24 protein-coding genes are annotated in these 26,309 nt (G+C 73.8%); 18 read left to right on the forward strand and 6 right to left on the reverse strand.

All coding sequences use genetic code 11. The features are described 5' to 3' along the window. Positions 1-48: 48 nt before the first annotated feature. Positions 49-756, forward strand: a complete 708-nt coding sequence (locus ACA511_RS15040; protein ID WP_375024916.1) for a hypothetical protein — start codon at positions 49-51, stop codon at positions 754-756. 45 nt (positions 757-801) lie between these two features. Here ACA511_RS15040 and ACA511_RS15045 read toward each other — a convergent pair whose 3' ends face one another. Then, positions 802-1,632 carry an IclR family transcriptional regulator gene (locus ACA511_RS15045; protein ID WP_375024917.1) on the reverse strand — a complete coding sequence of 277 codons (831 nt, stop codon included), beginning with the start codon at positions 1,630-1,632 and terminating at the stop codon, positions 802-804. 160 nt (positions 1,633-1,792) lie between these two features. On the opposite strand from ACA511_RS15045, the gene ACA511_RS15050 reads away from it, so the two are divergent. The 15 genes from ACA511_RS15050 to ACA511_RS15120 all read left to right on the forward strand — a co-directional run bounded on the left by ACA511_RS15050 (position 1,793) and on the right by ACA511_RS15120 (position 18,126). Next, on the forward strand, positions 1,793-3,040 hold the full coding sequence (locus tag ACA511_RS15050) for a flavin reductase (protein WP_375024918.1): 1,248 nt from the start codon (positions 1,793-1,795) through the stop codon (positions 3,038-3,040). A gap of 20 nt (positions 3,041-3,060) precedes the next feature. Continuing rightward, positions 3,061-4,356, forward strand: a complete 1,296-nt coding sequence (locus tag ACA511_RS15055; protein WP_375024919.1) for an acyl-CoA dehydrogenase family protein — start codon at positions 3,061-3,063, stop codon at positions 4,354-4,356. Next, positions 4,353-5,801: an aldehyde dehydrogenase family protein gene (locus ACA511_RS15060; RefSeq protein WP_375024920.1), complete on the forward strand. Its 1,449-nt coding sequence runs from the start codon at positions 4,353-4,355 to the stop codon at positions 5,799-5,801. Before ACA511_RS15055 ends, ACA511_RS15060 begins: the two co-directional genes overlap by 4 nt. Beyond that, a complete protein-coding gene (locus ACA511_RS15065) occupies positions 5,801-6,946 on the forward strand; it encodes an FAD-dependent oxidoreductase (RefSeq protein ID WP_375024921.1) in 1,146 nt (381 codons plus the stop codon). The genes ACA511_RS15060 and ACA511_RS15065 overlap by 1 nt, the downstream gene beginning before the upstream one ends. Beyond that, complete coding sequence (locus ACA511_RS15070; RefSeq protein ID WP_375024922.1) at positions 6,946-8,385, forward strand: aldehyde dehydrogenase family protein; 1,440 nt, start codon at positions 6,946-6,948, stop codon at positions 8,383-8,385. Before ACA511_RS15065 ends, ACA511_RS15070 begins: the two co-directional genes overlap by 1 nt. A 148-nt stretch (positions 8,386-8,533) precedes the next feature. Beyond that, positions 8,534-9,514, forward strand: coding sequence for a hypothetical protein (locus tag ACA511_RS15075; protein WP_375024923.1), 981 nt, complete (start codon positions 8,534-8,536; stop codon positions 9,512-9,514). A gap of 134 nt (positions 9,515-9,648) precedes the next feature. After that, entirely contained in the window at positions 9,649-11,280 is a 1,632-nt protein-coding gene (locus ACA511_RS15080; RefSeq protein ID WP_375024924.1) for a nitrilase-related carbon-nitrogen hydrolase, read from the forward strand. A 14-nt stretch (positions 11,281-11,294) separates the two neighbouring features. Continuing rightward, on the forward strand, positions 11,295-12,116 hold the full coding sequence (locus tag ACA511_RS15085) for an oxidoreductase (protein ID WP_375024925.1): 822 nt from the start codon (positions 11,295-11,297) through the stop codon (positions 12,114-12,116). Between the two features lie 8 nt (positions 12,117-12,124). After that, positions 12,125-13,102 carry an alpha/beta hydrolase family protein gene (locus tag ACA511_RS15090; RefSeq protein WP_375024926.1) on the forward strand — a complete coding sequence of 326 codons (978 nt, stop codon included), beginning with the start codon at positions 12,125-12,127 and terminating at the stop codon, positions 13,100-13,102. An 8-nt stretch (positions 13,103-13,110) separates the two neighbouring features. Continuing rightward, positions 13,111-14,271 (forward strand): Rieske 2Fe-2S domain-containing protein, encoded by a 1,161-nt coding sequence (locus tag ACA511_RS15095; RefSeq protein WP_375024927.1) that lies wholly within the window; start codon positions 13,111-13,113, stop codon positions 14,269-14,271. Further along, a complete protein-coding gene (locus ACA511_RS15100; RefSeq protein WP_375024928.1) occupies positions 14,268-15,014 on the forward strand; it encodes a hypothetical protein in 747 nt (248 codons plus the stop codon). The genes ACA511_RS15095 and ACA511_RS15100 overlap by 4 nt, the downstream gene beginning before the upstream one ends. Then, positions 15,007-15,954 (forward strand): hypothetical protein, encoded by a 948-nt coding sequence (locus ACA511_RS15105; protein ID WP_375024929.1) that lies wholly within the window; start codon positions 15,007-15,009, stop codon positions 15,952-15,954. The genes ACA511_RS15100 and ACA511_RS15105 overlap by 8 nt, the downstream gene beginning before the upstream one ends. Beyond that, positions 15,951-16,769 (forward strand): SDR family oxidoreductase, encoded by an 819-nt coding sequence (locus ACA511_RS15110; protein WP_375024930.1) that lies wholly within the window; start codon positions 15,951-15,953, stop codon positions 16,767-16,769. Before ACA511_RS15105 ends, ACA511_RS15110 begins: the two co-directional genes overlap by 4 nt. Continuing rightward, positions 16,766-17,386, forward strand: a complete 621-nt coding sequence (locus ACA511_RS15115; RefSeq protein WP_375024931.1) for a hypothetical protein — start codon at positions 16,766-16,768, stop codon at positions 17,384-17,386. Before ACA511_RS15110 ends, ACA511_RS15115 begins: the two co-directional genes overlap by 4 nt. Next, positions 17,383-18,126 (forward strand): arylmalonate decarboxylase, encoded by a 744-nt coding sequence (locus ACA511_RS15120; RefSeq protein WP_375024932.1) that lies wholly within the window; start codon positions 17,383-17,385, stop codon positions 18,124-18,126. The genes ACA511_RS15115 and ACA511_RS15120 overlap by 4 nt, the downstream gene beginning before the upstream one ends. Positions 18,127-18,143: 17 nt before the next feature. Here ACA511_RS15120 and ACA511_RS15125 read toward each other — a convergent pair whose 3' ends face one another. Next, the gene (locus ACA511_RS15125) at positions 18,144-19,235 is read right to left on the reverse strand and encodes an AI-2E family transporter (RefSeq protein WP_375024933.1); all 1,092 of its coding nucleotides are present in this window, start codon (positions 19,233-19,235) and stop codon (positions 18,144-18,146) included. A 65-nt stretch (positions 19,236-19,300) separates the two neighbouring features. Here ACA511_RS15125 and ACA511_RS15130 point away from each other — a divergent pair, with 65 nt between their 5' ends. Next, positions 19,301-20,152, forward strand: coding sequence for a DUF72 domain-containing protein (locus ACA511_RS15130; protein WP_375024934.1), 852 nt, complete (start codon positions 19,301-19,303; stop codon positions 20,150-20,152). 170 nt (positions 20,153-20,322) lie between these two features. On the opposite strand, the gene ACA511_RS15135 is transcribed toward ACA511_RS15130, so the two are convergent. The 4 genes from ACA511_RS15135 to ACA511_RS15150 all read right to left on the reverse strand — a co-directional run bounded on the left by ACA511_RS15135 (position 20,323) and on the right by ACA511_RS15150 (position 22,957). Continuing rightward, complete coding sequence (locus tag ACA511_RS15135) at positions 20,323-20,871, reverse strand: recombinase family protein (protein WP_375024935.1); 549 nt, start codon at positions 20,869-20,871, stop codon at positions 20,323-20,325. Next, positions 20,829-21,665, reverse strand: a complete 837-nt coding sequence (locus tag ACA511_RS15140) for a DUF2871 family protein (protein WP_375024936.1) — start codon at positions 21,663-21,665, stop codon at positions 20,829-20,831. Before ACA511_RS15140 ends, ACA511_RS15135 begins: the two co-directional genes overlap by 43 nt. A gap of 175 nt (positions 21,666-21,840) precedes the next feature. Next, a complete protein-coding gene (locus ACA511_RS15145) occupies positions 21,841-22,278 on the reverse strand; it encodes a DUF4267 domain-containing protein (RefSeq protein WP_375024937.1) in 438 nt (145 codons plus the stop codon). A gap of 40 nt (positions 22,279-22,318) precedes the next feature. Continuing rightward, positions 22,319-22,957 (reverse strand): hemerythrin domain-containing protein, encoded by a 639-nt coding sequence (locus ACA511_RS15150; protein WP_375024938.1) that lies wholly within the window; start codon positions 22,955-22,957, stop codon positions 22,319-22,321. Between the two features lie 72 nt (positions 22,958-23,029). On the opposite strand from ACA511_RS15150, the gene ACA511_RS15155 reads away from it, so the two are divergent. Further along, positions 23,030-26,275 (forward strand): BTAD domain-containing putative transcriptional regulator, encoded by a 3,246-nt coding sequence (locus ACA511_RS15155; RefSeq protein ID WP_375024939.1) that lies wholly within the window; start codon positions 23,030-23,032, stop codon positions 26,273-26,275. Positions 26,276-26,309: the final 34 nt, after the last annotated feature.

Genomic DNA, 26,309 nt, shown 5'->3' on the forward strand with positions numbered 1-26,309 from the left:
GTTACGGTTCGCACAGCGAAACGCGGTTTCCAATTGAGGAGGACGCTCGTGGGAGCGCACGCGCACGGCTGGTGGATCCTGCTGCACCTGGTGCTCTTCGTCTTCTGGCTGGGCGGCGACCTCGGGGTCTTCTACTCCAGCCGGTACGTCCTCAAACCGGACCTGACCCCGGCCGCGCGGGCCACGGCGCTGAGCGTGATGAGCGGGCTCGACCTCGGCCCGAAGATCTGCCTGGTGCTGTTCCTGCCGAGCGGGGTGACGCTCATGGCGCTGGACGCGCACGGCGCCGAGGTGTTCGGCGCGCCCGCCTTCGGCTGGTGGCAGGTCCTGCTCGTGTGGCTGTTCGCCGCGGCCTGGCTCGCCGCCACGATCGCCGACCACCGCACGCACGGGCGCTTCCCCTGGGTGCGCCGGGCCGACTGGGCGGTCCGGATCGGGCTCATCGCCGCGCTCGCCTGCACGGCCGCCTACACGCTCTTCGCCGACCGCCCGTTCGGCGTCACCACCGACCCGCGCTGGCTCGGCGGCAAGGTCGCCCTCTACACCGCCGCCATCGCCTGCGGGCTCGGCATCCGGATCACGCTGCGGCCCTTCGGGCCGGCGTTCGGCGCCCTCATGAGCGGCGGCTCCACCCCGGAGGTCGAGCGCAGGCTCCGGCGCGCGGTGGACGGCTGCCTGCCGTACGTGTTCGGAATCTGGGCGGCCGTCCTCGGCGCCGCCGCGCTCGGCGTCTTCAAACCCGGCGCCGACCTGTGACCGGCGGACCCGGTGCCCTCCGCCGCGGGCCGTCCCGCGGCCCCGTCAGCCGCCGTGGCCGAGCTGTCCGGAGACGCGCGCCGCGGACTCCACCAGCGGCGGGGCGCACTCGGCCATCCGCGATTTGAACCGGACCAGCGGGCCCGCCACGCTGAGCGCCGCGATGACCCGGCCGTCGTGGTCGAAGACCGGCGCGGCGATCGAGGCCGTCCCCTCCTGGCGCTCGCCCTGGGACGAGGCGTACCCGCGCTTGCGGATCGCCGCCAGGTCCCTGCGCAGCCGCTCGTCGTCGACGATGGTCCGCTCGGTGAGCGCCTCCAGCGGGTGCCGGGCGAGCAGCCCGTCGACCTCGGCCTCGTCCAGGTAGGCGAGGATCACCTTCGACGAGCTGCCCGCGTGCAGCGGGTAGGGGATGCCGAGGCTGACCTCCACCCGCAGCTCGTGCGGCGGGACGGCCTGGTCGACGTACAGCCGGGTGTCGCCGCGGCGGATCGACAGGGTCGCGGTCTCCCCGAGCTGCTGGGCGAGCCGGCGCAGCTCGGGGGCGGCCAGGGCGCGCAGGTCCATGCGGGAGAGGTAGGCGCGGCCGAGCGCGATGGCGGCGTGCCCGAGGGCGTACCGGCGGGTCACCGCGTCGACGGCGATGAGTTCGCGGCTGCGCAGCGCGGTCAGGATGCGGTGCACGGCGGCCTTGGTCAGGCCGAGCTCGGTGGCGATCTCGGTCACCCCGAGGTCGGGCCTGCCGCTGCGGCCGAACAGCAGCAGGACGTCCATCGCGCGCTCGACGGCGGCGATCGACCGGCTCTGCCCCTCGCCCTCCTCGGCGGGGGGCGCGGGGGACGCGGGGGCGCTCGAAGAGGTCGCACTGCGCGACACGGCGGTTCCTTCCGACGGGGCGGGCTCAGCCGCAGTCTAGGGCATTCCGTTTCCCGTGCGGAAACGCTTGTCACCGCTCGGGGCGTTGACACCCGCTCCGCACGGTCGTTACCGTGAGCGTTACAGTGTTTCGTGGAGCGAAACGAAAGGGCACGATGCCGTGACGGTCGACGCACAGACCTTCCGTGCGGTGCTGGGCCAGTGGCCGACCGGCGTCGCGGTGGTGACCACCGTCTCCGGCACCGGCTGGCACGGCATGACGGCCGGCTCGTTCGGCAGCGTCAGCCTCGACCCGCCGCTGGTCATGGTCTGCCTCGCGCGGCACATCCACACGCACGAGCTGGTCGAGCGCAGCGGCGTGTTCGCCGTCAGCGTCCTCGGCAAGGACCAGGCCGCCATCGGGCACCGGTTCGCGGGCCGCGAACCGGGCGACCGGTTCGCCCGCGGCTCCTGGAGCGCCGCGCCGACCGGCGCGCCCGTGCTCGGCGAGGCGGTCGCCTGGCTCGACTGCCGGGTCGTGCACGCCTACCCCGGCGGCGACCACACGATCTTCGTCGGCGAGGTGCTGACCGCCCGGACGCCCCGCCGCACCGCGCCGCTGCTGTTCCACTCCCGCGCCTGGGGCCAGCTCGCCGACCCGCTGCCGGACGAGGTGACCATCGCCGACACCGGGCTCGCCGCCGCGCTGCACCGCCGGCTCAGCGCGTCCGGCACCGCGCCCGCCCGCGTGACCCGGACCGGCGTCGCGCGGCTGCTGGACTCGGTCCGCGCCGCGGGCGTCCGCGTCCGGACGCCCTTCCCGCCCGCCCGCACGCCGGACGGGGCGCCGCAGCCCGAGTGGTCGATGCTGGTCGAGGACGCGGCGTGCCTGGCGGAGGTGCCGCGCGGGTCCGGCGTCACCGCGGAGATCGCGGACGGCCCGGACGCCGGGCGCCTGATCGAGCAGGCCCGGGACCGGGACCTGTCCGTCATCGGCCGCGTGGGCGACGTCTTCGCCCCCGCCCGGGAGCGGGACGTGCTCACCGCCGTCGACCGGATGGTCGCCGCCGGGTGCGCCGAGATCGCGCTCGACGAGGGCCCGGAGGCCGCGTCCCCGCTGCTCGTCCGCAACCTGCTCCAGGAGGCGGTGGCCCGCGCGCGGCCGGTGCCGCTCCGGGTGCGGCTGCGCGAGGCGTACGGGCTCGGCCTCGCGAACGCGCTGACCGCGATGAAGAGCGGCGTCCGGAGCTTCGACGTGACGCTCGGCGGCGTCGACGGCGGCCTGTGCGCCGAGGACGTCCTGTTCCTGGCCGCCCGCCTCGACGTCGCCACCCCGATCGACCGGGCCGCCCTGGTGGCCGCCGCCGCAGACCTGGAGGCCGTCTGGGGGTCGGCCCTCCCCGGCCGCACCTACCGGGCCGCCTCCTGACCAGCTGAAGGGATCCACCGATGACCCAGACGACGACCCAGCCGATGGCGCTGACCGGCGCACGGCTCGTCGAGTCCATGACCGCCGCCGAACGCGCGCGGGCCGAACGCGTGGAGGCGGTGCTGCCGCGGCTGCGCGAGGCCGCCGCGGCCGCCGACGCCGCGGCCGAGTTCCCGGCCGGGCACGTGGCGCTGCTGCGCGACGCCGGCCTGCTCGGCCTGGTGGTGCCGACCGAGTACGGCGGCCTCGGCGGCGGGCTGCGCGACCTGGCCGCCGCCACCTACGCGATGGGCGCCGCCTGCCCGTCCACCGCGCTGTCGTTCTTCTTCCACAACACCAGCGCCTCGCGCGGCCTGCTGCCGCTGGAGGCGATCGAGGCCGGCCTGTTCAGCGGGGACGACGAGTGCAAGCCCGTGCGCGCGTTCGCCGAGAAGGTGCTGAGCCGGATGGCCGCCGGGACCTGGATGGCCAACTTCGCCAGCGAGGAGGTGAAGTCGTCCAGCGCCAACATCGCGATCGCCACGACCGCGGCCCCCGCCGAGGGCGGCTGGCTCCTCAACGGGGTGAAGTCGTTCGGCTGCGCCACCGGCGTCGCCGACACCTACCTGGTGACGGCCCGGCTGGACGGCACGTCGGACGCCGACGGGCTGGCCCTGTTCCTGGTGCCGCGCGAGGCGCCCGGCGTCGTGTCCCGCGCCCCCTGGAACGGGCTCGGCATGCGGGCGTCCAACAACCACGGGGTGACGCTCACCGACGTGTTCATCCCGGCGGAGGAGGCCCTCACCGTCCCCGGCGCGTTCGTGCGGATGCTCCAGGTGAGCCGGGGCAGCTTCGTCGGCAACCAGCTCGCCATCGCGGCCTGCTACCTGGGCGCGACGCAGAACGTCTACGACTTCGCCCTCGACCGGCTGACCCGCAAGACCTTCGCCGACTCCGGCCGGCCGGTCGCGTCCTCGCCGATGCACCAGGTGCTCATCGGCGACATGACCGAGCGGCTGGAGACGGCCTACCTGTGGATCCGCCGGCAGCTGGAGCTGGAGACCTCCGAGCCGCCGCTGCGGCCGAAGCCCGAGGTGTACCGGCAGTGGCGGATCGCCAAGGGCGACATCGCCGAGTCGTGCTTCCAGGTCGCGCTCGGCGCGTTCAAGGCGTGCGGCACGTCCGCCGCCACGATGGACGGCGTCATCGGGCGGACGCTGCGCGACCTCGCGATGGGGCTGGTGATGACGTTCCCGGCGGAGCGCGGCAGGCTGGAGGCCGCCCAGGTCCTCACCGAGAGCAAGGAGAACGAGTTGTTCGCGAGCGTCCCGAAGTGACCCCGCCCCACCGCGACCTGGTGGACGGGGAGTGGGCGGAGGCGCCCGGCGGCGGCCCCGTCCTGGAGGACCCGGCCACCGGCGCGGAGATCGGCCCCGCCGGGATCACCGGCGAGGAGCGGGTGGAGCGCGCGCTCGCCGGGGCCGAGGCGGCCGCGGACGGCTGGGCGGCGCGCCCGGCCGCCGAGCGCGCCGCCCTGCTCGACGAGATCGCCGGCGCGCTCGAACCGGTGACCGCGGAGATCGCGGCCCTGGAGGCGGCGGCCACCGGCGTCCCGATCCGGCAGTCGGTCCCGCTCGGCGTGATCGTGGCGGGCTCGTTCCGGCTGGCCGCCGAGCAGTTGCGCGGCGGCCCGGACACCGCGTTCACCCGCGACGACGGCCGCGCGGTCGAGGTGCGGCGGCTGCCGTGGGGCCCGGCGCTGTGCCTGGTCCCGTGGAACGCGCCCGCCCCGATGGCCGCGCACAAGGTCGCCAACGCGCTCGCCGCCGGCTGCCCCGCGATCCTCAAGCCCAGCGAGTACGCGCCGCGGGGGAGCCAGCGGTTCGCCGAGGTCGTCGCGGAGGTGCTGGCCGGACGCGGCGTCCCCGGCGGGGTGTTCCAGCTCGTCCACGGCGACGGCGGCACCGGCGCGCGGCTGACCGGCGACCCCCGGATCCGCGCGGTGTCGTTCACCGGCGGCGCCGCGGGCGGCCGGTCGGTCGCCGCCGCCTGCGCGGCCGGCCTCAAGCCCGTCCAGCTGGAGCTGGGCGGCAACAACCCCCTGATCGTGATGCCGGACGCCGATCCCGGCCGCGCCGCGCGCGCCGCCGTCGACCTGCTCACCACGCTCAACGGGCAGTGGTGCCGCGCGCTGGGCCGGCTCATCGTGCCGGAGGCCCGCCAGGACGCGCTGCTGGAGGCGATCGGCGAACGGCTCGCGGCCCTGCGCGCCGGCCCGCCGCTGGACGAGGACACCGACTTCGGGCCGCTGGTCCACTCGCGCCACCGCGACCTCGTCGCCGCGCAGCGGGACGCGCTCGGCGGACGGCTCGTCTCCACCACCGAGGTGCCCGAGCACGGCAACTACCTCGCCCCCGCGCTCGTCACGGGCGCGGACCCCCGCGACGCCACCGGGGAGATCTTCGGGCCCGTCGCCACCGTCCACACCTACCGGACGCTGGACGAGGCCGTGGCGCTGGCGAACGGCACCGCCTACGGGCTCGAAGGGTACGTCGCCGGCACCGACGAGGACGCGGCGCTGGCCGTGGCCCGGCGCGTCCGGGCCGGCGAGGTCAAGGTCAACGGGTCGAGCGTGCTGAGCCTGCACCTGTTCGCGCCCCGTCCCGCGTGGGGGGCGTCCGGGCTGGGCGAGGAGGGCACGGCGGAGACGCTGCGGTTCTTCACCAACCCGCGCGTCGTCGGCGTGGAGGACGGGTTCGCCCTGCACTCCCGGGAGGGCTGATGGAACGCGTGCTGGTCGCCGGGGCGGGCCCGGTGGGGCTCACCGCGGCGCTGACGCTGGCGCGCCGCGGCGTGCCGGTCACCGTCCTGGAGGCGGAGGACGGGCTGGCCGCCGAGTCGCGCGCCTCCACGTTCCATCCGCCGTCCTTGGAGATGCTGGACGAGCTGGGCGTGCTGGACGCGCTGCTGGAGCGCGGGCTCGTGTCCCGGACGTTCCAGTACCGGGAGCGGCGCGGCGGCGTCATCGCCGAGCTGGACCTGTCCGTCCTGTCCGGCGACACGCCGTACCCGTTCCGCGTGCAGTGCGAGCAGAGCAAGCTCACCCCGATCCTGCGCGAGCACCTGCTCGCCGCGGGCGGCGAGGTGCGGTTCGGCGCCGCCGTGCGGGCCGTCCTGCCGCACGCGGGCGGCGTGGAGGCGGCGACCTCCGCCGGTGACCGCTTCCGCGGCGGCTGGCTGATCGGCGCGGACGGCGCGGGGTCGGCGGTCCGGCACTCGCTGGGCGTCGCGTTCGAGGGCATGACCTACCCGGAGCGCTTCCTGGTCGCCTCGACCCGGACCGACGTCGGGGCCCTGCTCCCCGGCATCGCGGCGGTGAACTACGTCTTCGACCCCGCCGAGTGGCTGGTGCTGCTGCGCACCCCGGACCACTGGCGGGTGCTGTTCCCGACCGCCGACGGCACGCCCGACGAGAGCGAGCTGGCGCGGCTGCCCGAGCGGCTGCGCGGCGTCGCCGACACGGCCTGGGACGTCGCGCACGCCAGCCTGTACCGCGTGCACCAGCGCGTCGCCGCGACGTTCCGGACCGGCCGCGTGCTGCTGGCCGGGGACGCCGCGCACGTCAACAACCCGCTCGGCGGCATGGGCATGAACAGCGGCATCCACGACGCCGTGCGGCTGGCGGGCGCGCTCGCCGACGTGCTGGACGGCGGCCCGGAGGCCGCGCTCGACGCCGCCGCGGCGGCGCGCCGGGAGACGGCGCGGTCGTTCGTGCAGCGGGCGACGCACGCCAACTGGGAGCGGATGCGGTCCGCCGACCCGGGCGGGTACCACGACGAGCTGCGGCGGCTCGCCGCCGATCCGGTGGAGGCGCGGCGGTACCTGCTGCGGACGTCGATGATCGCCTCGCTGCGGGACGTCGCCTGATGCCGGGCGGCCCGCCGCGGAGCGACATCGTCCGGGAGAACCCGGCCCGGCTCGGCGAGATCGTCGGCCGGGTCCAGGTCGCGGACGAGGCGGACGTGGACCGGGCCGTCCGGGACGCGGAGGCGGAGCAGCGCGCGTGGCGGCGGCAGCCCGCCGGCGAGCGGGCGGACGTCCTGCGCGCGGCCGCCGACGCCGTCGACGCGCTGCCCGGCGCGGCCGTGCTGCTGGCGCGCGAGTCCGGCAAGCCGCTCGCCGACTGCGCCGGGGAGCTGCGGTTCGCCGCCGCCTACCTGCGCTGGGTCGCCGAGCGGGCGCCGGCGGCGCTCGCCGACCGGGAGACCGACGACGCGGCGGGGCGGCTCGTCCTGCGGCACCGCCCGTACGGGGTGGTCGCGGCCGTCACGCCGTGGAACGCCCCGGTCATCCTCGCGCTGCTCAAGGTGGGGCCGGCGCTGGCGGCGGGGAACACGGTGGTGGTCAAGCCGTCGCCGCTCGCGCCGCTGACGGTCACCCGGGTGCTGGCGGCGTTCCCGCCGGGCCTCGTCCAGGTGGTGCACGGCGGCGCCGCGGCGGGCCGGGCGCTGGTCGGCCACCCCCGCGTGCACCGGGTCGCGTTCACCGGCGGGAGCGAGGCGGGCCGCGCGATCGGCGCGGCCGCCGCCGAGGCGATCACCCCCGTCCTGCTGGAGCTGGGCGGCAACGACCCGGTCGTCCTGCTGGACGACGCGGACCTCACCGACGAGGCGATGGACCGCCTGGTCATGGCGTCGTTCGCCACCGCGGGCCAGGTGTGCATGGCCGCCAAGCGGGTGTACGCGCCGAGGTCCCGGCTCGCCGAGATCCGCGACGCCTACCTGGCGGCGGCCGGGCGCGTCCTCGTGCTCGGCGACCCCCTGGACGAGGGGACCACGGTCGGCCCGGTCATCTCCGCGGACGCCGCGGAGCGGATCCGCGGCCTGGTCGCCGGCTCGGCTGAGCGCGGCGGCACCGTCGTCGAGCTGGGCGAGGTCCGGGCCGAGATGGAGCGCGGCCACTTCGTCCGCCCGGCCCTGGTCATGGACGTCGCCGACGACGCGCCGATCGTGGCCGCGGAGCAGTTCGGCCCGGTGGCGCCGCTGCTGGCCTACGACGACGAGGACGAGGCGGCGGCCCGCGCCAACGCCGGAGACCTCGGCCTCGGCGCCTCCGTCTGGTCCGCCGACGAGGACCGCGCGTTCGCGTTCGCCCGCCGGTTCGACGCCGGTTTCACGTTCGTGAACACCCACAACCGCACCGGGATGGCCCTGCGGGCGCCGTTCGGCGGGGTGAAGCGCAGCGGGCACGGCCGCGAGTACGGCGTCGAGGGCCTGCTGGAGTACGCGCAGGTCTGCGCGATCCACGCGCCCGCCGCGTTCCGCGCGGGCGGCGGCGGCATGGGCGCGAACGCCTATCCGGGCTGACGGCCGCGCCCTCGCGCGAGCTCCGCTCCGTTACCCAATCGCCGCGCCCCGCCCATTGCCCTCTCCTCCGCCAGAGTGCTTAATGGGGGAGCCATATTGGAAACTCTGTTTCTCACAGGGAAACAGGGTGGTCCCCTTCGGAGGCAGCATGCGCACCGTCCGTGCCGTCCGTTCCCTGACCGGAGCCACCGGCGCCGCACTCGCCCTCACGCTCATCGGCCCCCTCTCCCCAGCCAACGCCGCCGTCACCCGCATCCAGACCACCGTCGAGATCCGCTGCGCGTTCACCACCCTGAACCAGAGCGCCGACTGGTACTTCCCGTCGGGCACGCCCCAGGGCCTGGTGTGGCTGCAGCACGGCTTCGCCCGCGCCAACGACCACGTCGCGGACCTCGCGTCCAAGTACGCGGCCGCCGGCTACCTCGTGTTCGCCCCGACCCTGCCCACCGCGAACATCTTCGGCTGCACGCTGCAGAACATCGGCAACAACACCGACTTCCTCGGCAACGTCGCCGACCTCTTCGCCAAGATGGGCGACCCGTCCGACAAGCTCGGCCGCAGCTTCACCAAGGCCAAGGCCGAAGCGGGACGGACCGGGCTCACCCTGCCCGGCTCCGTGGTCTTCTCCGGGCACTCGGCGGGCGGCGAGGCCGTCAGCTACGTCGCCGGGCGGCTCCGCACCGACAGCGCGGCGGGCTGGGCCAGGGTCCGCGGCCTGGTGCTGCTCGACCCGGTGAAGTCGTTCATCGGCAACAACCTCAACACCGGGCTGAACGCGGTGGACGGGACGGGCCGCATGATCCGCACGATCTCCGGACCGGACGGCACCTGCAACAACAGCGGCAGCGGGACCGACGCCGTCCAGGCCGGCGTGCACGCGCCGTTCGTCGGCGTCCGGCTGACCGGCGGCGCGCACACCGACGCCGAGGGCGCCAGCACCGACGGCGTCGGAACCCTCGCCTGCGGCACCCCGAAGGCCGAGAACATCGCGACCCTCCAGACGTTCGCGGTCGCCTGGGCCAAGGACGCCTTCAACGGCACGCAGACCGCCACATACCTGCCCGGCGGCTCCTACTACCAGTCCCAGTTGTCCACCGGCCGGATCGAGACCCTGTCCGGCGCGTCCTGACCGTCGCCCCGCCCGCCGGACCGGCGGGCGGGGTCCGGCCGACGTGAAGATTCTTCGCGACGGCTCTGGCGGCCGGACGCCCGCGCTTGTAAGGTTTTGGAAACAGCGTTTCGCTACGGGAACCGGGAGGCCCGATGGGTCAGGTCCGGGTGGCCGCCGTCCAGTTCGCGGCGGACCTCGATGTACCCGGCAACCTCGCCACCTGCCTGCGCATGGTGGATCGGGCGTCCGCCCAGGGTGCGAGCATCATCGTTCTGCCGGAATTCTGCAACCGCCTGTCCTGGTACGAGGACCGGGCGTCCGCCGAGCGGCACGCCTGCGCCCTGGACGGGCCGTTCCTCACCGCGGTCGCCGCGCGGGCCGCCGCGCACCGCGTGCACCTCAAGATCAACGTCACGCTGGCCGACGGCGGCCGGATCACCGTGAGCAGCCTGCTCTACGGCCCGGACGGCACGCTGCTCGGCCGGTCCGACAAGCTGACGCTGATGGGCGCCGAAGGCGACCACCTCGACGCCGGCGCCGCCGCCGGACCCGTCGTCGCCACCCCGCACGGCCGCCTCGGCATGTACGCCTGCATGGAGGGCGTCACCAGCGACGTCCCCCGCGACCTGGCGGTGCGCGGCGCGCAGGTGCTGCTCAACAGCCTCAACTCGTTCGCCGTCGACGAGGCGAGCCTGCACGTCCCCGTCCGCGCGGCCGAGAACAAGGCGTGGGTGGTGGCGGCCAACAAGGTCGGCCCGCTGCTGCCCGCCGCGCTGCTGCCCGCGATCGCCGAGCGGCTCGGCGTCCCGCCGGAGCTCCTCGACGGCGCGGGCGAGAGCCAGATCGTCGCGCCGGACGGGACGGTCGTGGCAAAGGGCCCGCGCACCGGCGAGGCCGTCGTCGTCGCCGACATCGACCCCTCGCTCGCCGACGACAAGACCCGCCCGGACGGGACCGACCTCTTCGCCTCCCGCAGGCCGCGGCTCTACACGCCGATCGTCCGGCCGCCCCGCCCCCGCGAGGCGCCGGCGGGCGCGGAGAAGCTGGACGTCGCCGTCGTCCGCTCCCCCGGTCTCGTGCGGCGGGCCGCGGACGCGGGCGCCGAGCTGATCGTCCTGCCCGAGCTGGCGTTCGGCGCCGAGGCCGACGCCGGCGCGGTCGCCGCGGAACTGGCCGCCGCCCTCCAGGGCACGACGGCGCACGCGGTGACCACCGCCCGCGCGGGCTCCGCGCACGCCGCCTGCCTGGTGAACGCCGGCGGCCTGGCCGGGACCCAGCGCCAGCTGCACGCCTCCGCGCGGCACTCGGGCTGGGCCACCGAGTACGGCGAGCGGCTCGAGGTCTTCACCCTCCCCTGGGGCCGGCTCGTGCTCGTCACCGGCGACGACGCCCTCTACCCCGAGGTCTTCCGGCTGGCCGCCGTCGCCGACGCCGACGCCGTCGCGGTGCCCTTCACCCCGGCGGAGGACTGGGAGACCGCGCTCGGCCTTCCCGAGCGGGCCGCCGAGAACCGGCTGAACGTCGTCGCCTCCGGGCCGGACGGCGGGCTGGTCCTCGCCCTCCCCGCCGACTTCACCCTGTGGACGGCCTGGCAGGGCCCGTTCGAGGGCCGCATCAGCCATCCCCTCGTCACCCGCGCCACCGAGCCGGTCACCGTGGCGGCCGTCCACCCCGCCCAGGCCGTCAACCGGCTCGTCTCCAAGAACACCGACCTGGTCGGCGGGCGACCCGCGCACGCGGTCACCGCGCTGGCCGACGACGCACCGAGCGGAGCACCCCGTTGAAGGAGACCCCGCAGTTGAAGGAAACCCCGCGGTCGAAGGAGACGCTGCAGCACGTCGAGCAGATGGTGGACGAGTCCCCCGTCACCGACGTGACCGAGACCTTCGAGCGGTTCGGGACGATCCTGACCGGACTGAAGGCGAAGATCGACGCCCGGTTCGAGCTGACGCGCGACCCGTCCAGCGAAGCCCTGGAGTCCTACGGGAACCCGCCGGAGAGCCCCGGCGGGCGGCTGGCCGCCTACAGCGGGCCGGAGATCGACTGGATGGTCCACTCGTGGCTCGGCAACCCGACCGCGGGCTTCGCCAACCTGCACCTGACGGTGTGGCTCGGCCCGCAGGTCCGCGTCCCGCACCTGGGCATCGCGCTCCTGGTCTGGCCGGAGGGCTGGTTCTACGTCGACTCCGTCCCCCGCGTGAACCTCCTCGCCGACGGCGCGTACTACGACGCCTACTACGAGCCCCTCAACGAGGACTGGCTGGCGGTCCGGGAGGAGAACCCGCAGCTGGAGTGGTTCACCAGCCGCGCCGGGTTCATCCGGGCGAGCCTGTCGCCCACCGCGCACTGCCACTCCTTCCCCCGCGAGGACGGGAACGTCGACCTCGTCGAGCGGCTGCTGAACGAGCACGTGGACCGCTGGCTCGGCTGGGTCGACGAGGCCCCGCCCGTGCCCGCCGAGGAGCGGGCGGCGCTCGCCGCCGCCGACCTCGCGACGCGGCGCAACATCGCCGAACGCGACCCCGCGAACGTGATGGGCGTCCGGTACTTCGGGCAGGAGACCACCGACCGGCTCGTCCGGGCGCTGTGGGGCGGGGACCGAGAGCTGCCCCGCCCATGAGCGCCCCCATGGACGTGCGGTCCCTGTGGTGGTCGGCGGACACCGGCGGCCCCGCCCCGTTCGGCACCGCGCACCTGAAGGTCTACTACCCGGCGCGCGCCGAGGGCACCGACGCCGAGCGGCTGTCCGGGGTGATCCCGCCCGACCCGCGGGACGCCCCCTACCCGGTGGTCGTGTTCTGCTCCGGCGTGAACGTCGAGCAGGCGGTCTACCGGGGCCTGGCCTCCGCGATCGCCGCCGCCGGGTTCGTCGTCGTGACGTTCGACCGGGTGGCGGAGCTGTTCGGCGGCCAGTACGGGCTGACGCCGGGCGTCGACCTGGACGCGGCGCGCCCGGACGCCTACGGCACCCGCCCGACCTGCCCCGCCATCCCCGCCGTGCTGGACGCGCTGACCGGCATCGACCTGCTCAAGGACGTGCTCGACCTCGACCGGATCGCGCTCGGCGGGCATTCGGCGGGCGGCACGGTCGTGCTCCAGTCGGCCCGGTTCGTCCCCGGCGTCCGGGCCTGCTTCGCCTACGGGACGCACACCATGGTCGCGACCATGCTGGGCTGGCCCGCCGGCACCGTCCTGCCCGCCCAGGTCGACTGCCCGGTCCTGCTGGGCGTCGGCACCGAGGACGGCGTGATCATGGGGAGTTCCGACCGGTACGAGCATGACGGGCCCTCCGGCGCGGTTGCCGGGGGGCGTGCGGGGTCGTCCCCCCACAAGGTGCCCGATCCGGTGGCCCGCACCTTCGACGAGGCGCTGCGCGATCCGCGCGACCTGCTCGCCGTCGTGCGGGGCGCCAACCACTTCGCCGTCGCGGACCCGGTCGACCCGACCGCCGCCCGCGCCTTCCTCGACCGGCGGCCCGGGACCGACCCGGCCGAGTCCCGCCGCGCGTTCACGGACCTCGTCACCGCCTTCCTGCGCGCCCACGTGCGCGGGGAGGAGACGACCCCGTCCGCGGACCCGGCGCTCATCGACCTCCGGCGCCGTTAGGAGCCACCATGCTCAAGAACTTCTGGTACGCGGTCGAGTTCGCGCACGCGGTCACCCGCGCCCCGAAGCGGGTGACCTGCCTGGGCCAGGACTTCGTCCTCTACCGCAAGCGCGACGGCCAGGTGGTGTGCCTGTCCGACCTGTGCGTCCACCGGGGCGCCGCGCTGTCGGAGGGCAAGCTGATCGACGACAGGATCGCCTGCCCGTACCACGGCTGGCAGTACGAGCCGGACGGCGCGTGCAGCAAGATCCCGGCGAACCCGGAGGGGCGCGGCATCCCGAAGAAGGCCCGCGTCGACGCCTACCCGATCCGGGAGGAGTACGGGCTGATCTGGGCGTTCCTCGGCGACCTGCCGGAGGACGAGCGCCCGCCCATCCCGCACTTCCCCGAGCACGACGACCCGTCGTTCGCCACCGTGTACGTCGAGATGGTCATCGAGGCCAACTACGAGCGGACGTTCGAGAACGTCGTCGACGCCTCGCACACGCCGTTCGTGCACGGCACCCGGTTCGGCAACCCGGACAAGCCGGAGATCCCGGACTACGAGATCGTCCAGGACGACTGGTCGGCGGTCGCCGACATCAGCCTCAGCCCGCCGCCCGCGAGGGGCCTGTGGAAGCGGCTGTACAAGGAGGCGCCGGAGGAGGTGCTGACCACGAACGGCTGGTACCTGCCCAACATCGTGAAGCTGCACGTCCGGCTGCCGTTCGGGGACATGGTGCTCTACGACCACAACATCCCCCTCGACCGGAACCGCACCCTCGTCAAGATCGTCGGCTACCGGAACTTCTTCACCGGCCGGTGGGCGGACCGCGACGCGCGCAAGCGGATCCGCAGCATCCTGCTGCAGGACAAGCCCGTGGTGGAGAGCCAGCGCCCCGAGCTGCTGCCCTACGACCTCCCCGACGAGCTGCACCTGCGCAGCGACTCCCTCCAGGTCGCCTACCGGCGGCGGCGGCAGCAGCTGATGGCGGACGGCTGGTGGGTCGGCGACGACGACGAGATGACCGTCAACGGCAAGCGCGGCAGCGCCACCGTCATCCCGTCCCCGGCCCGCAGGGAGAACCCGGAGCTGGCCCGCGCGTGGCAGCACCGCGCCCGCGGCGGCGCCCCGGCCCCCGTCCCGGAGACCACCACCGAAGACCCCACGGAAGGAGCGGGCGAGTGAGCGTGTCGCAGCCCAAGGCGCTGAGCGATCGGACGCTGGCCGCGCTGGCGGACGTCGAGGAGCTGACGACGGTCCGCGAGAAGGACCTGGTCAGCCCCATGTCCCCGGACCCGGTCGGCACGCTGCGCGTCCTGCGCGGCGAGCGGATCGCCAAGGTCGTCTGCATCGGGCTGACCGTCGACCAGATCGGCATGGACAGCCACATGATCTTCGCGTTCACCGCGGCGGACTCGGCCGTCCCGCACTTCACGCTCGACTCGGTCAAGGCGGGCGGCTACCTCGCCTACCACATCGACCTCGTGCCGCGCGCCGACCTGGGCGCGCACCTGGACTACGTGAACGCGGTCTTCCAGCCGCTGACGCCGGCGTTCGAGGAGGTGCGGGAGCGGTTCGGGCCGTCCACGGCGGCGATCGGGCCGCGCCAGTACGCGATGATGTCGCCCTGGATGCTCGTCAACAGGGCGACCGAGGAGCAGTTCACGCAGGTCGGCGCCTACCTCGACCGCTACTTCGAGCACTGGCGCGACCTGCTGGCGAAGGGCGTCCCCGACGACGTGCGGGCCACGCTCGCCGACACCGACCTCGCCGCCCGCGACGCCCGCAACCGCGCCGCCCTCTTCAGCCCGGAGGTCGACCCCGTGTGGGCGAACGTGGCCCGGCTGGTCGGCGACGAGCAGGCCGAGGAGCTGCGCGGCGAGCTGCTGAGCAACGACCTGCGGGACGGAGGGAAGGCCGATGGCTGAGCCGAGCGAGTGGCAGACCCGCATCGCGGGCGAGTGGCACGGCCGCCCGTCGCTGTTCGACGCGGCCGGCACCTGGCAGGGGTTCGAGGACATCCGCCGGTCGTCGGTCTTCGAGGACGGCACCACCACCTACTACATGGACGGCGGCCTGGAGGGCGGCGGCCCCATGGCCGGGCGCTTCCGGCTGGGCGCGCCGTTCGCGTTCGGGGTCGTCGACTCCGACAGCGACCGCGTCTACACCGGGCCCGACTTCCACGGCACCGGCCAGCCCTACGGCGGGTTCGTCGACGCGCACTACTACGGGCCGGGCTGGCAGGTCGACCTCAACACCTGGAACCACGTCCTGCCCGACGGCGAGACGCAGGTGTACTCGTCCACCCTCTACCAGGGCTGGACGGTCGTCGGCTGCTTCAACGGCGTCTACAAGCGCAGCACCGACTACGACGACAACCCCGGGACCCGGGAGGCGATCGACCGGTTCCTGGAGGACGAGACCCGGCACGGCCCCGTCCCGTACATCCTGCCGACCAAGCGGCGCGGCGCCTACAGCGGGACGTGCGAGCTGTGGGGCGCCGACCAGAAACCGGCCGGCGAGGTCACCGTGTCGATGGAGCTGGAGCCCGTCGACCTGCTGCGCACCCGCCGGCACGTCACCTGGACCGGCGCGCTCGACCGCGCCTACACGGTCGTGGCCAGGCGGGACGGGACCCGCTCCTTCTTCGAGGGCCCCGACGCCTGGGGCAACTCGCAGGCGTTCGGGCGGGCCGACTACCCCAGCGTCCACTTCACCGACGTGTGGAAGCTGAAGGGCCGCGAGTTCATGATCGACGCCACGCCGGGGATGTCGGCCGGCGAGACGCTCGCCGTGGTGTACGAGCTGTTCAAGGGCGGCGTCCTGAACAGCGTCCTGCACGGCGTGCTGACCTGGGAGGACGCATGACGGAACGGGCGGCGGGGCCGGCGGTCGTCGTCACCGGCGGGACGCGCGGGATCGGGCTCGGGCTCGCCCGCGAGTTCCTGGCCAGGGACGTCCGGGTCGCGATCTGCGGCCGGTCGCGGGAGTCGGTCGACAAGGCGCTCGCCGAACTCGGCGACGGCGCCGTCGGCGCCGTCTGCGACATGGCCGACCGCGAGCAGGTGCAGGCGCTGTGGGACACGGCCGCCGAGGCGTTCGGGCGGATCGACCACTGGATCAACAACGCCGGCGTGTCCACCGCCCGCCGCCCCCTCACCGAGCTGCCGCCCGAGCAGCTCGAGACGGTGGTGGCGGCGAACCTGCTCGGCGTGATGCACGGCAGCGCCGTCGCGGTGCGGGGCATGACCGCGCAGGGCGGCGGCACCGTGTGGAACATGGCCGGGCTCGGCAGCGACGGCCGCACCGTCCCCGGGCTGATCGCCTACGGGGCGACCAAGCGCGGCACCGACTACCTCACCGGCGGCCTGGCCAAGGAGGTCAAGGGCGGCCCGGTCAAGGTCGCGCACCTGTCCCCCGGCATGGTCGTCACCGACCTGCTCCTCCAGGACTACTCCCCCGACGAGCTGGCCAAGGCGAAGAAGGTCTTCAACATCCTCGCCGACCAGGTGGAGACGGTGACGCCCTGGCTGGCCGGCAAGGTCCTGGCCGGGACGAAGAACGGCGGCACGGTCGCCTGGCTCACCACCCCCAAGATCATGGGACGGTTCCTGCTCGGCACCGTCCGCAAGCGCGACCTGTTCGGCGACCGGGCCGGCGGCGGGACGGGAGGCGGGGCATGACCGACTACCCGATCGCACTGGCCGTCGAGGACTTCGTCCCGGTGGCGCTCACCGCGGCCGGCGTGGCCCTGCTCCGGCACAAGCACCCGCTGGTCCCCGTCGCGGCCGTCCTCGTCGTCGCGGGCGGGTTCGCCAAGGCGACCTGGAAGCTGATCGTCGCCCTCGACGGCCCGGACGTCCGCTGGCTGCACGAGGCGCTGTTCCCGCTGCTGGCGATCGGCTTCACGCTGCTGGTGTTCGCGCTGGCGCGGGAGCTGCGCCGGCCGGGCCACCCGGCCGTGCTCGCCGCCCCGCTCGTCGCGGCGCTGGCGGCCTCGGCCGTCCTGCGCGACTCCTGGCCCGCGATGGTGTGGACGATCATCGCGGTGACCGGCGCCGGCGCCATGCTGCTGCGGTCGGCCGTGCGGGCGGACGACCGGCTCGGCGCGTCGCTCTTCGGCCTCTGGCTGGCCGGGCAGTACCTGCTCGGCCCGATGGCGGCGCGGGCCGAGCAGTCCATCCCCCTGCAGTGGGTGGAGCAGTCCTGCAACACCCTCGCCCAGGCGGCGTTCGCCTACGCCGCCTGGCGGCTCACCATGGCGACCCGGGCACCAGAGGCGGAAAGGGCGGCGGCATGACGGACGCACTCGGCTGGCGGCGCAAGTTCGGCGTGATCGCGCCGTCCACCAACACCATCGTCGAACCCGACTTCTACCGGATGGGCGTCCCCGGCGTGACGTCCCATTTCTCCCGCATCCACATCCGCGACCAGAACATGGACGGGGACGCGGGCATGGAGCGGCTCCTGGAGCAGATCCGCGACGAGATCGGCGCGGCCTGCGAGCGGGTGCTGACCTGCGAGCCCGACTACATGGTGATGGGCATGTCCGCCGAGACGTTCTGGGGCGGCGTGGAGGGCAACAAGCAGTTCGTCAAGCAGATCGGCGACATCACCGGGCTGCGGGTGGCGACGGGCGCCGAGGCGTGCGAGCGCGCCCTGAAGCTGTTCGGGGCGCGGCGCATCGGCGTCGTCACCCCGTACCAGCCGGTCGGCGACGCGAACGTCCGGCGGTTCTTCACCGAGATCGGTTTCGAGGTCGACCGGATCATCGGGCTGAAATGCCCGACCGCCGTGTCGATCGCGCACGTCACCGAGGCGGAGCTGCGCGACGCGCTGCGCGAGCTGGCCACCGGCGAGGTCGACGCGCTCGTGCAGTGCGGCACCAACCTGTCGATGGTCGCGGCGGCCGACGAGGCCGAGCGCTGGCTCGGCCTGCCGGTGATCGCCATCAACGCGGCCACCTGGTGGATGGCGCTGCGCGACAACGGCATCGACGACAAGGTCCACGGCGCGGGAACCCTCCTGCGCGAGCACTGACGGGCCGCCGCGGCCGGCTAGGTGTCCGGCGCGGCCGCGGACGCGGCCGGCGCCGGGTCCTCGTCGTCGGAGGCGGCGGACAGGACGGACGCGACGCGGTACCCGACCGCGACGACGGGCACGGCGATGACGGCGCCCGCGACGCCCGCGAGCAGCGATCCGGCCGCGACCGAGACGACGACCACGACCGGGTGCAGGTTCAGCGACCGGCCCATGATCAGCGGCTGCAGGAGGTGGCTCTCCGCCTGCTGGACGGCGATCACGGCGCCGAGCACGAGCAGCGCGTCGGTCAGCCCGCCGCTGACGAACGCGATGAGCACGGCGGCGGCCCCGGCGATGACCGCCCCCGCGAACGGGATGAACGCGGCGATGAACGTCAGCAGGGTCAGCGGCAGCGCGAACGGCACCCCGATCAGCACCAGCGCCAGGCCGATGCCCAGCGCGTCCGCCGCCGCGATCAGCACGATGCCGTGCACGTAGGAGACCAGCGCCCGCCACCCGGCCCGGCCCGCCGCGTCGATCTTCGGGCGGTGCCGCGCGGGCACCAGCCGCATGATCCACCCCCACATGCGCACGCCGTCCTTCAGCATGAAGAACAGCAGGAACATGGTGATCAGCGCGGCGGCGGCCGCCTCCGCGGCCACGCTGGCGCTGGTCATCGGGTCGGGCGAGGCCCGCCGGGCGGCCTTGATCAGCCCGTCGACGGTGTTGTCCAGCTGCCGCTCGCTGATCGGCAGGGGGCCCTCGACGAGCTGCTCGCGGGCCCGCCGCAGCCCGTCGGTCAGCCCGTGGCTCATCTTCCGCCACTGGCCGGCGACCTGGTCGCCCGCCAGCGCGACCGATCCGGCGACCGCGAGCAGCAGCGTCAGCAGCCCGGACAGCGCGGCCGCCCACGCGGGCGCCCGCAGCCGCCGCATCAGCCGGGCCACCGGCGCCACCAGCGCGGTCAGCAGCAGCGCCGCGATGACCGCCATCGTCAGCGCCATCACCTTGAACAGGATGTAGACCACCAGCCACACGGCCCCCGCGACGAGCAGCAGGCACGCCGCGACCGCCGCCGCGCTGCGCAGCGCGGACGGGACGGCGTCGAATCCCCTGCGGATGGTCATCGCGCGGCTCGTACCCGGACGTCCGCGCCGCAATCGCCCCGCCGGTTTCGGTAGCGTCGGGCGGCATGCGGGTTCATGTGGGGTGCGCGATGTGGGCCCACGCGCGATGGCAGGGCCGCTTCCTTCCGCCGGGGCTGCCTCCGGCCGAGCGGCTGCGGGCCTACGCGAGCTGGTGCGACGCGGTGGAGGGCAACACGACCTTCTACGCGACGCCGGCGCGGAGCGCGGTCGAGTCGTGGGCGGAGCAGACGCCGCGCGACTTCCGGTTCGTCATGAAGCTGCCGAAGACGGTCACGCACGAGGGGCGGCTCGCGGGCTCCGGCGACGAGCTCCGCGCGTTCCTGTGCGCGATGGAGCCGCTGGAGTCGCGGGCGCACGCGCTCTGGGTGCAGCTTCCGGGCTCGTTCGGCCCGGGGGACCTCGGGACGCTGGCCGGGTTCCTGCGCGGGCTGCCCGCGGCGCACCGGTACGCCGTCGAGGTGCGTCACCGGGCGTTCTTCGAGGACGCGGGCTGCGCGCGCGACCTGGAGCGGGTGCTCGGCCGGGCCGGCGCGGAGTGGGTCCCGTTCGACACCACCGCCTTCTTCCGGAGCCGCCCGGCCAGCGACGCCGAGCGGGACGCGTGGACGAAGAAGCCGCGCGTGCCGCGCCGGTCGGCGGCGCTCACCGACCGTCCGATCGTCCGCTACCTCGGGCGGGACGACACCGAGCGGACCGTCGAGGGCTGGCGGTTCTGGGTGGAGAAGGCCGCCGAATGGGTGCGGGAGGGACGGTCGCCCACGGTGTTCGTCCACACGCCGGACAACGCGGACGCCCTCGCGCTGGCGCGCCGCTTCCACGGCGAGGTGCGGGCGCTCGCGCCGGAGGTGGAGGCGCTGCCGGAGCCGGTCCCGGCCGAGCCGCCCACCCTCTTCTAGCCTCCGCCGCCCCGGTTCTTCCCGGCGCCCGGCGGTGTGCGGTGACCAGCCGCGTCTCTTGCAGGGGGCCCGGTAGCAACGACGAAATTTCCAACGGATATAGCCGCGACCTGCGGTGACGTCGAGCGCAACACGGGTCTCGCCGACGGGCGAGGAGTGATGTGGTCCTGTTATGCCGACGTTGGCGCCTGGGCGGAGTCGTCGTCTTGGGCGAGAGCGCGGTAGAGGGTGGACCGGCCGATCTTCAGGTGCCGGGCGATCGCGGTGACCGATTCGCCGCGCTGTCGGCGGGCGCGGGCGATGGCGAGGGTGTCGTTGTCGACCTTGGCGGGCCGGCCACCGTACCGGCCTTGGGCGTTGGCGGCGGCGAGGCCGTCCATGGTGCGCTCGTGGATGAGTTCGCGTTCCATCTCGGCGGCCATCGCCGCGACCATGAACAGCATCTTGTCCGCGATGGTCTGCCCGTTCGGCTTGTGCAGGCCGGCGCAGATTCCGGTGCGGATCTCCAGGTTGACGTTCCGGGCGTGGAACTCGTCCTCCAGCAGGAAGAGCAGTTCTTTCATCGACCGGGCGATCCGGTCCGGCTTGTAGATCACCAAGGTGTCGCCCGGCTTCAACATGTCCAGGGCGGTGCGCAGCTTGGGTCGGGCGCCGCGGGTGCTGGCGGTCTCCATGATCACCTCTCGGCAGTCCGCGGCCGCGAGCGCGTCCAGCTGCATCTGGTGATCTTGGGCTCGCCCGGAGACGCGTGCGTAGCCGATCCGGACGGTGTTGGTGTGGGCGGCGGGTGCTTGCGAGGTGGGCTGCACGCCGCAATCGTCCCGTAAACCGTCCCGGAACCCAATCCGAAGACCCCGATTCCGGGACGGGTTTCGGGACACCTTGACCTGGGACTTCCTTTCAAGATCGGCACCGTCCCGTATTCGCCCGTTCGCGGGACGGCTGGCTGGGCATTCCCCCACCCATGGCGGTGCTGTGAAGGCACGCTGAGGCCCTGGCCGCCGCCGCCCGTTACCGGACCGCCTCGACGGTGTCGCCCGATGTTGCACGCCGTGACCGACCCCGCGACTGACCGGGCCCGGGCGAGGTCGCCAACTACGCGGGCTGGACCCCTGAGCAGACCCCGGCCAAAGGCCTTGCCGATTCCGGCGATGGCGGCTGCCGCTTCGGGGGTGTGGTGGCCGAGGACCGTCTGTGTGCCGCGGACGGTCATGACGGCGACGGTGATAACGAGGCCGGCGTTGTAGGTCCAGAAGAACGCATTGAAGAGTCTGCCGGTCGTCAGGGTGAACAGCCCCTGAGCCGTCTCACCCAGGTAGGCCAGATCCAGCGTCACCATCGGCGGCGCGCCGGGTGGCTGGAGCCGGTTGATCCAGACACTGAGTTCACGCGGCGCCTCGGCGGTGATCTCCAGGAACGCTTCGTACACCTCCCTGGTCCGGTGCTCCGGCCAGAACACGCGCCCGCCGTACAGGACTGGCGCGGGATACAGCTCGAGTTCGAGGGCGGTCACCACCTGACGGTCAGATTCCACGCGGTGGCCGCCTGTTCAAAGCCGTCGTCATCGGGCAGGAGCACGCGCCCCTTGAGGACACCGCGCAGATCGCTGATCGTCATTGTCGTCTCCCCTTTTCGAGTTCTCAGAAAATGCGAAGGAACACCGTGAACCCCTTCGGGGCGTGCAGACGTCAGGCGGGCTGCGCGGCGGGCGCCGGGGCGGTGGCCTCCTGGGCCTTGCGGGCCTTGCTGGTCTCGCGGAGGATCAGCAGGCCGCTGACCGCGATCAGCGCCGAGGTCAGGCCGTGGATGCCGAACGCGGCGGCCACGGAGCCGTGGTGGGCCAGCACGGTGATCATGTCGCCGAACGGGGCGACGGCCACCATCAGCAGGACCCAGCCCAGGGCGCGGCGTTGGCCTGTCACCAGCAGGACGCCCATGGCCAGGCCCATCGCGAGTTCGCGGTTGCCCTTCACGTTGAGGAAGCCGCCGCCGTCGCCAGAGGGCCAGGTCGGCAGGCCGAAGCCCGGGGCGGACGTCTCGGGGGTCAGGATGAAGGACATCCCCAGGTAGAGGCTGAACAGGACGCTGGCGGTGGCCAGGACGGTGTTGACGTTCTTCAGCGACATGGTTCTTCTCCTTTGACGTTCAGACGGGTCGGGGCGGGGTTCAGCCGCGGACGCGGCGGATGTGGCGGGCGTAGCGGGGGCGGCCGATGACGTGCCAGATGGCGCGGACCGGGCCGGGGAGGCCGCTGAGGACGATGGCGCGCTCGGCCGGGTTCGCGTCTTCCAGGACGGCGCCGAAGAGCGTGAGCAGGGTGAGCTTGGGAGTGTTGTTCACCAGGTGGTCGCCCAGGGAGGCCCACTCCTGTTCGGTGATGTGCTTGGCCGCGAGCGGGAGGAGGGTGGCCTCCTCGTCGTCGAGGTGTTCCAGCAGGACCGCGCGGTGCTCGGTGAGGGCGGCCACGAGGGTGTCGCGTTCGTCGGCGCCGGCGGTGGCCTCCCAGGCGGGGAACGCGGCGTCCAGCCGGGTCAGGGTGGCCGCGATGCGTTCGTGCTGGGCCTGCATGCGCAGGACGATGTCGGCCTCCAGGTCCACCCGGGAAAGCAGCGGCGGCCACAGCAGCTCGTCCTCGCCCTCGTGATGGTTGTGCAGGCCCAGCCGGTAGACGCGGAAATGGTCGGCGATCACCTTGGCGCGAGCGGTGTCACCCGGGGTGACGGCCGCGACGAGCTCCACCAGCAGCCGTGACTCACGGCGGAGCACGCGGTGGACGATCTCCATCTCCCGGGTGTTGACGCTCATCTGTTCCCGCCCTTCATCGGTTGCGACATGTTCAGGCTGCTCCCGGGTGTTTGGAGGGGACTTGGAGCCGACTTGGAACCGTCCACGTACGATGTGCGGATCATGGTCTTCATCCGGGTGCTGGGCGCGTTCGCGACCGAGGTGAACGGTGCGTCCGTGCACCTGGGCGGGCCGCGGCAGCGGGCCGTGCTGGCGTTGCTGGTGGCGGCGCGTGGGCAGGTCGTGCCGGTCGAGCGGATGATCGAGGACCTGTGGCGCGGGGAGCCGCCCGCGCGGGCGCTGACGTCCCTGCAGGCGTACGTGTCCAACCTGCGCCGGCTGGTGGAGCCCGGGCGTCCGCCGCGCACGCCGGCCCGGCTGCTGGTGAGCGCGTCGCCCGGTTATGCGCTGCGGCTGCCGCCGGAGTCGGTGGACGCGTGGCGGTTCGAGGACCTGCTCGACCAGGCCCGTACGGACACCGACCCGCGCGCCGCCCAGGCTCGGCTCGCCGAGGCGCTCGGACTGTGGCAGGGACCGGCGTTCGCCGAGGTCGCCGACGAGCCGTGGGCCGCCGCCGAGACGGCCCGGCTGAACGAGCTGCGCCTGGTCGCCACCGAACTGCACGTCGCGGCGGGTCTGCGAATCGGCGACTCCGCCGCGGTGGTGCCCGATGCCGAGCGGCTCACCCGCGACGAGCCGCTGCGCGAGGAGGGCTGGCGGCTGCACGCCCTGGCACTGTGGAGCAGCGGCCGCCAAGCCGACGCGCTGGCGACGCTCCGCCGCGCCCGCGGCATCCTCGCCGAGGAGCTCGGGCTCGACCCTGGCCCGGACCTGACGGCGTTGGAGGAGGCGATCCTCACCCAGCGCACGGACGTCATGCGCGAGACCGTGCCCCCGCCACCGCCGACCGCACCGCTGCCGCGGCCGGCTCCGATCATCGAGGCGCCGTTCGTCGGACGCGAGGCACAGCTGTCGGCACTGGTCACGGCCGCCGCCCGGGCCACTGCCGACGGCGCCCGCATCGCCCTTGTCACCGGCGAGGCCGGGCTCGGCAAGTCGACGCTGCTGGAACACCTCGGCAGGCGGCTCGAACGTGACGGATGGCTGGTCGCCGCCGGGCACTGCCCCGAGGTCGACAGCGCGCCGCCCGCGTGGGCCTGGACCGAGGCGCTCAGAGCCGTCGCCGCGACCATGTCCCCGGGCGAGTTCGCGGACGACCTCGCGCCGCTGCTCACCGACACCGGACCGGTGAACGACGACGCCACCGCGGGACGGTTCAGGCTTCGCCAAGCCGTGTGGAAGTGGCTCGCGGCGGTCGCCGCGGAACGCCCGGTCGCCCTCGTGCTGGACGACCTGCACTGGGCGGACGCCGCCACGCTGGAACTGCTCGGCGGCGGCCTCGGCACGCGGGCCCCGATCCTGGTCGTCGCCGCGTACCGCGCGGACGAGAGCGGGCACCTCACCCGAACGCTGGCCTCCCTCGCGCGCGCCACGCCCCTCCGCCTGGCGCTGCGGGGGCTGAACGACGAGGCCGTCGCGGAGCTCGTACGGACCGAATGCGAGGCCGACGAGGAGACCATCGCCGGGATCGCCGAGCGCACCGGCGGCAACCCGTTCTACGTGCGCGAAAGCGCCCGGCTGCTGAACGGCGAAGGCGCGCTGGTCGCCCTCTCCGAGGTCCCCGAGGGCGTACGGGACGTCCTCCGCCGCCGGCTCGCACGGCTGCCCGAAGGCGGCGTGTCCATCCTCCGGCTCGCCGCGGTCGCAGGCCGGGAAAGCTCAGTTGACGTCCTGGTCAAGGCCGCCGACACCGACGAGGACGGCGTGCTGGACGCGCTGGACGCGGGCGTCATCGCCGGGCTCCTCGACGAGCCCGGCCCAGGCCACATCCGCTTCGTCCACGCCCTCGTCAGGGACACGCTCGTCGCCGACGTCAGCAGGTTGCGTGCCACCCGGATGCACGCCCGGATCGCCGCCGCTCTTGAAGGCACCGACGACATCGCGGCGCTGGCCCACCACTACGCGCGCGCCGGCTCACCGAAGGCCGTCGGCTACTGCGTCCAGGCCGCCGAGCTTGCTGAGGCCCGCTACGCCCACGACGTGGCGGCCGACCTCCTCACCGACGCCGTCACCAACTCGACCGGACCGGACGAACGCGTCGAACTGCTCGGCAGGCTGTTGCGCGCACAGATCCGGGCTGGAGCCGTCGGAGCCGCCCGCGAGACCCGCCGTGAAGCCGTGGAGTACGCGGAGTCACTGGGCCGCGACGACCTGATGATCGCAGCTTTCACCGCGTGGACAGAGCCGACCGTCTGGCAGGTCCGTACGTACGGCACGGTGGACCGGCCCATCGTCGACCGCCTGAGCCGCCTGCTGGAGCGCGACCTGACCCCTTCGGTGCGGTCCCGGCTCCTGACGGTGTACGCGAACGAACTGGTCGGCGAGGACGACCCGACCGTCCTGGAGGCAGCGCGGGAGGCACTCGACCTCGCCACCGGACCCCGGCTGCGGGCCGCGGCACTCGAGATCCTGGTCGGAGTCCACGGCGACGCCGAGCTCTGCCGGGAGCTCGTGGAGATCGGCACCGAGCACGATCTGCCGGTCTACCGCATCACCGGGCTGCTCAACCATGCCTGTGCCGCCGCCGAAGCCAACGACCCGGTGACCATGCACCAGGTGATCACCGAGGCCCTGGAACTCGCGCGCGCCTACCGAGTTCCCGAGGCGATCGCCGTCGCCGAGATCACGCTGGCGACCCTGGCGCTCATCGAAGGCCGGCTCGCCGACGCCGAACTCCTCTACCTCAAGGTCGACGAGGGCATGCGGCGCATCGGGTCGGTGCACGCCATGGGCTTTCTGCAACTCGCCCTGGCCACGATCTGGCTGAACGACGGCACGCTCGGCGCGCACCTGGACGACGTGCGCGCACTCCACGCCGCGCTCGGCCCCATGACCTCCGACCTGCTCGCGCTCGCCCTCCACGCCAACGGCCTGGACGCCGAAGCCCGCGCGGTCCGCGCGTCACCCAGCCCGGTCCGCCCCGACTTCTTCTTCACCTTCTTCACAACGTTGCGCGCGATGGCCATCGTCGCCTTGAAAGACTGCGACGCCGCCGAGGAGATCTACGCGACGCTGCTTCCGTACCGCGACGGCCCCCCGGCGGGCGCGACGAGCCTGTCGGTGGCGCTGCGCCCGGTCGCTCACACCCTCGGCGAGCTGGCCGTCTTCCTCGGCCGCGACCACCAGGCCGCCGCCCACTTCGCTCAGGCCGCCGCCATCGCCGACCGGTGGAACGCCCCCCACTGGGCCGCCGAGGTCCGGTCGCGAACGACCACCTAGCCTCTGCCTACGGCGCCGCACATCTGCAGCGTCC

The organism is Actinomadura sp. GTD37 (genome assembly GCF_041951365.1).
Classification (GTDB): domain Bacteria; phylum Actinomycetota; class Actinomycetes; order Streptosporangiales; family Streptosporangiaceae; genus Spirillospora.